4 protein-coding genes and 1 tRNA gene are annotated in these 4,987 nt (G+C 69.4%); all 5 read right to left on the bottom strand.

From position 1 onward, the window contains the following. Positions 1 to 416: transporter substrate-binding domain-containing protein (locus JWQ05_RS20035; protein WP_299662448.1), on the bottom strand; the 416-nt coding region annotated here is incomplete at its 3' end. A 38-nt stretch (positions 417 to 454) separates the two neighbouring features. After that, positions 455 to 1,732: a dicarboxylate/amino acid:cation symporter gene (locus JWQ05_RS20030; RefSeq protein WP_299662445.1), complete on the bottom strand. Its 1,278-nt coding sequence runs from the start codon at positions 1,730 to 1,732 to the stop codon at positions 455 to 457. A gap of 249 nt (positions 1,733 to 1,981) precedes the next feature. Beyond that, positions 1,982 to 2,599, bottom strand: a complete 618-nt coding sequence (gene eda, locus JWQ05_RS20025) for a bifunctional 4-hydroxy-2-oxoglutarate aldolase/2-dehydro-3-deoxy-phosphogluconate aldolase (protein ID WP_299662442.1) — start codon at positions 2,597 to 2,599, stop codon at positions 1,982 to 1,984. Between the two features lie 133 nt (positions 2,600 to 2,732). Next, positions 2,733 to 4,556, bottom strand: coding sequence for a phosphogluconate dehydratase (gene edd / locus JWQ05_RS20020; RefSeq protein WP_299662439.1), 1,824 nt, complete (start codon positions 4,554 to 4,556; stop codon positions 2,733 to 2,735). A 320-nt stretch (positions 4,557 to 4,876) separates the two neighbouring features. Beyond that, a tRNA-Leu gene (locus JWQ05_RS20015) sits at positions 4,877 to 4,963 on the bottom strand. Positions 4,964 to 4,987: the final 24 nt, after the last annotated feature.

Genomic DNA, 4,987 nt, shown 5'->3' with positions numbered 1-4,987 from the left:
AGCTTGGTCGCACTGAAGTAGGTCACCGGCGAGAAGGCGACGCGCTTGCGGCGCTCGGCGTTGGCGGTGGTCGAGCCGCATTCGAGGTCGATCCTGCCCGAGGTGACCGCGTCGATGCGGGTCTCCGAGGTGACGGGTTCGTAGCGAACCGTCAGGTCGCTGCGGCCGAGTTCCTTGCCGATGTCTTCGACGATCTCGAGGCAGAGATCGAGGGCGTAGCCGACCGGCTTTCCCGCAGCGTCCTTGAAGGAGAAGGGCAGCGAACTCTCGCGATATCCGAGCGTGATGCTGCCCCTGTCGCTGATCGTCTTCAGGGTGCCGGTGAGGATGTCGAACGCCCGGGCCTCGGGCGCGGCCATCCCCCAGGCGAGCCCGGCCAGGACAGCGCCGATCAGACGTTTCCGGTGCATGTCCATCTTGCGTCCCAGTCTCGTTCAGCGCTGCGCGACGATGCTTATTCGGCCGGTTCCGGCATCGGGCTGACGTCGCGGTCGAGGCGCTGGTCGGTGAGTGCGAGCTGCCCCTCCCACTTTGCCACGGCCACCGTCGCCACGCTGTTGCCGAGCACGTTGGTGGCGGAGCGGCCCATGTCGAGGAACTGGTCGATCCCGATGATCAGGAGCAGGCCGGCCTCCGGGATCTGGAACGTCGTCAGGGTGGCGGAGATCACCACCAGGGAGGCGCGCGGCACGCCGGCCATGCCTTTCGACGTCACCATCAGGAGAAGCAGCATGGTCAGCTGCTGGCCGAGGGTGAGCGGGATGTTATAGGCCTGCGCGATGAACATCACCGCAAAGGTGCAGTACATCATCGAGCCGTCGAGATTGAACGAATAGCCCATCGGCAGCACGAACGAGGTGATCTTGTTCGGCACGCCGAAGCGCTCGAGGTTCGTCAGGGTCTTCGGGTAGGCCGCCTCGCTCGACGCGGTGGAGAAGGCCAGCAGGAAGGGCTCCTTGATCAGGTCGAGCAGGCGCTTCATCGCGGAGCCGACGAGGAGGAAGCCGACGAAAGCGAGCAGGCACCAGAGCAGCGCAAGGCTGAAGTAGAATTCCAGCATGAACTTGCCGTAGGTCACCAGCACGCCGATACCCTGCGTGGTGATGGTCGCCGCGATCGCGGCGAAGACCGCGATCGGCGCAAAGCCCATGACGTAGCCGGTGATCTTCAGCATCACGTCGGCCAGGCCCTCGATTCCTTGTGCGAGGAGCTTGCCCTTCTCGCCGATGGCGGCGAGCGCGACGCCGAAGAAGATCGAGAACACCACGATCTGCAGGATCTCGTTGTTGGCCATCGCCTCGACCGGGCTCTTCGGCACGAGGTGGGTGACGAACTCCTTCAAGGAAAGCGAGGCCGCCTTGAGGTTCGTGGTGGCGCCGGCATCCGGCAGCGGCAGGTTGAGGTTGTCCCCCGGCCGCAGGATGTTGACCATGACGAGGCCGAGCAGCAGCGAGCACAGCGAGGCGCCGACGAACCAGAGCATCGCCTTGCCGCCGACGCGCCCCACCGAGGCGGTGTCGCCCATGTGCGCGATGCCGACCACCAGGGTCGAGAACACCAGGGGCGCGATGATCATCTTGATGAGGCGCAGGAAGACATCGCTGATCAGCGCGATGTACCCGGAAATTTCCTTGGAGGTCTGCGGGTCCGGCCAGGTGATGTTGCACAGGTAACCGACGGCGATGCCGAGCAGCATGCCGATGAAGATGTACGTGGTGAGCCTGGATTGCATCGATACCCCCACCGGCGCGACGGACGACGTGTCGGTCGCCAACCCAGTCTGTTTTCCCGCGCCTTGGCCCTGCACGAGATGTGCCATGCGAGGGCCCGGACCGGCATTCGACAGGTCAACACCGATTCGGCACGCGTGGCCGCAAGACCTCGCAAGAGGAGGCTAGACCTTTTCCGTACGTGATCAAGCACCGCTCGGCGCGATGACGCGCCGTATCGGACCGCCTGTCGGGCGTCGACGCGCGTGTGTTCAGGCCTGGCGCAGGCGGCGTGCGGCTTGGGCGGCGCGTTGGATGAGGTCGGGGTCCGGGGTGCCGGGGGGCACGACCCAGCTTCCGCCGACGCAGAGCACCGGCGCCAGGGCGAGCCAGTCCGGGGCGGTCGCCTCCGTGATGCCCCCCGTGGGGCAGAACCGGATCTGCCCGAAGGGGCCCGCCAGGGCCTTGAGCGCCTTGATCCCGCCCGCGGCTTCGGCGGGGAAGAACTTGAAGCGGTCGAGGCCGTGGTCGAGGCCGCGCATGATGTCGGCGGCGTTGGCCACCCCCGGCAGGTAGGGAATGCCGCGCGCCAGCGCCGCCTTGGTCAGCGGATCGGTCAGCCCCGGGCTGACGATGAAGCGCGCCCCCGCCTCCAGGGCGGCGTCGAGGTCGCGCGCGTTCAGCACCGTGCCGGCGCCCACCACCGCACCGTCGACGCGGGCCATGGCGCGGATCACCTCGAGGGCCGCCGGCGTGCGCAGCGTGACCTCGAGCGCGGTCAGCCCGCCCGCCACCAGGGCCCGTGCGATGGGCTCGGCCTGGGCCGCATCCTCCACCACCAGCACGGGGATCACGGGAACGGAGCGCATCAGGGCGTCGATGCTGGTCATGGGAGCGTCCTTGGCGAGTGGAGCGAGGCTTGACGGTTGAAGCGAGGCTTGGCGGCTGATGCGAGGCTCGGCGGCGGGTGCGAGACTTGGCGGCCGATGCGGCTTGCCGGACCGGAGCGCGGCGTGGGCGGGCTCAGAGGCCGGCGGCGGCGAGCATGGCCGAGGCCCCCTGCTCCGCCCCGTCGGCGCCGTGGCGCAGGAAGGCGAAGAGCTCGCGGCCCGTGCCGACGGCCGGCGGCGGCGCGGTGGCCTCCGTCCGGCCCGCCCAATCGGCCGGGTCGACGAGGACGTCGAGGCGGCCCTCCTCGGCGCTGAGCCGCACGCGGTCGCCGTCCCGCAGCCGCGCCAGCGGACCGCCCCCCAGCGCCTCGGGGCTGAGATGGATCGCCGCCGGAACCTTGCCCGACGCCCCCGACATGCGGCCGTCCGTGACCAGCGCCACCCGAAAGCCCCGGTCCTGCAGCACCCCGAGCTGCGGGGTGAGCTTGTGCAGCTCGGGCATGCCGTTGGCGCGCGGCCCCTGGAAGCGCACCACCACCACCACGTCCCGGTCGAGCTCGCCCGCCTTGAAGGCCGCCATCACGTCGTCCTGGTCGTCGAAGACCCGGGCGGGCGCCTCGATCGTCCAGCGGGACGGGTCGACCGCGCTGGTCTTGAAGGTGGCCCGGCCGAGATTGCCCTGTACCAGCCGCATGCCCCCGTCCGCCTGGAAGGCGTCGGCTGGCGCGCGCAGGATGCTCTCGTCGTGCGAGCGCGCGGGCGCCTCCTCGAACACCAGGGCGTCGTCGATCAGCTTCGGGTCGCGGGCGTGGTCGCGCAGGCGCGTGCCCGCCACGGTGAGGAGGTCGTCGTGCAGCAGCCCGGCCTCGATCAGGCTGGCGATGACGAAGCTCATGCCGCCGGCGGCGTGGAAGTGGTTCACGTCGCCCGAGCCGTTCGGATAGACCTTGGCCACCTGCGGCACCACCGCCGAGAGCCGGTCGAAATCCTCCCAGTCGAGCACGATGCCCGCCGCGCGCGCGATCGCCGGCAGGTGGATGGCGTGGTTGGTCGAGCCGCCCGTGGCCAGCAGCCCGACCACCGCGTTGACGATGGCCTTCTCGTCGACGCAGTGGCCGAGCGGGCGGTAATCGTCGCCGTTCGCACCGATCGCCGCGAGGCGGTGCACCGCCGCCCGGGTCACGGCCTGGCGCAGCTTCGTGCCCGGATTGATGAAGGAGGCGCCCGGCATGTGCAGGCCCATCACGTCCATCATCATCTGGTTGGAATTGGCGGTGCCGTAGAAGGTGCAGGTCCCGGCCCCGTGATAGGAGGCCGACTCGCTCTCCAGCAGCTCGTCGCGCCCGACCTTGCCCTCGGCGTAGAGCTGGCGGATGCGCTGCTTCTCCTTGTTGGCGAGCCCCGAGGGCATCGGCCCCGCCGGCACCAGGAGCATCGGCAGGTGGCCGAAGCGCAGGGCCCCGATCAGCAGGCCCGGCACGATCTTGTCGCAGATGCCGAGCAGGGCGGCGCCATCGAACATGCCGTGGCTGAGCGCCACCGCGGTGGAGAGCGCGATGGTGTCGCGCGAGAACAGCGACAGCTCCATGCCGCGCTGGCCTTGCGTGACCCCGTCGCACATGGCCGGCACGCCGCCGGCCACCTGCGCGGTGGCCCCGACCTCGCGGGCGAACAGCTTGATCTGCTCGGGGTAGCGGCCATAGGGCTGATGGGCCGAGAGCATGTCGTTGTAGGCGGTGACGATGGCGATGTTCATCGCCCCGCCCGCCTTGATCGCCGCCTTGTCCTCGCCGGACGCCGCAAAGCCGTGCGCGAGGTTGCCGCAATTGAGCATCGGCCGCCGGACGCCGCTCTCCCGCTCCCGCGCGATCAGGTCGAGATACGCCGCCCGCGTCGCACGCGAGCGCGCAACCACGCGCGCCGTCACCGCCGCAACCTCCGGGTGAAGAACCACCATCCCATGCCCCCAGCAATGTCGCGCAAAGCCCGCAGACCCCGATGACGGGTCCGCAGCCTCGCGCTCATATCGACCAAACGCGCCAGCGTGACGGGCGCGCGTCCCTCGCGTGATCTCGCTTCGGAGTTCGCACCGTCAATGGCACGCGTGTCACATCCTGACCGCATCCGCTGCAGGTTGCGGGCCAGTCGTGGATCAGTTGCCCGGACCAGACGAAGCGCGGTACGCAAACGCCGTCGCGGGCCCGGCCTCCGGCACGGCGTCGAAGCGGAACTTCGGGACACCGGGATGGTACCGAGAGCACGGCGATGTCGGCGTATTGGTGCGGACGGCGGGACTCGAACCCGCACAGCCTTTCAGCCGCAAGATTTTAAGTCTCGTGCGTCTACCGGTTTCGCCACGTCCGCATCCGGCCGCCAGCGGTAGCGGGG

This window comes from Methylobacterium sp. (assembly GCF_028290105.1).
Taxonomy (GTDB): domain Bacteria; phylum Pseudomonadota; class Alphaproteobacteria; order Rhizobiales; family Beijerinckiaceae; genus Methylobacterium.
This window is presented reverse-complemented; position numbering and strand designations above follow the sequence as displayed.